At 53.9% G+C, this 388-nt stretch carries 2 pseudogenes; both read left to right on the top strand.

Annotated features, from left to right (window positions below):
• Positions 1 to 169: pseudogene (locus tag V6943_RS20265) on the top strand (glycosyltransferase family 2 protein); the annotation flags it as partial.
• Positions 159 to 388, top strand: a pseudogene (locus tag V6943_RS20260) (WecB/TagA/CpsF family glycosyltransferase); the annotation flags it as partial. The pseudogenes V6943_RS20265 and V6943_RS20260, both read left to right, overlap by 11 nt.

The raw sequence follows: 388 nt of genomic DNA, 5'->3' as shown, positions 1-388 counted from the left end.
CAACCGCGCTGCCACACGATTCAACAAGCGCTTCTATGGTTCGATGTTCGCGGTGGTTTCCGCGTTTCTTCTTTCGGCCGTTACGACGATCAAGGAATACAGGAACCCCACCCTCGCCTGGTCGGGTATCAAGGGCGCCTTCAAGGGAGTAGCAATGAGTGTCAAGTGATACTAATGCGTTCGGAATAGACTTCTATTCCGGCAATAAGAAAGCTTTATTGTCCTGCATCCGCGAGGGCATCAAGCAGCCCTATTCGTTTGTGGTAACGCCGAACGTTGACCACCTCGTTCAGTTGGAGCATGACGCAGAGCTACGGGATGCTTACGCCAAGGCACGCTGGAGGCTTTGTGATAGTCGCATTCTCCTATCGCTGCTCGACCGCCTGGG

Source organism: Pseudomonas sp. CBC3, from assembly GCF_037967085.1.
In the GTDB taxonomy this organism is placed as follows: domain Bacteria; phylum Pseudomonadota; class Gammaproteobacteria; order Pseudomonadales; family Pseudomonadaceae; genus Stutzerimonas.
Note: the sequence above shows the minus strand (reverse complement) of the source record. Positions and strands in the feature narration are given on the sequence as shown.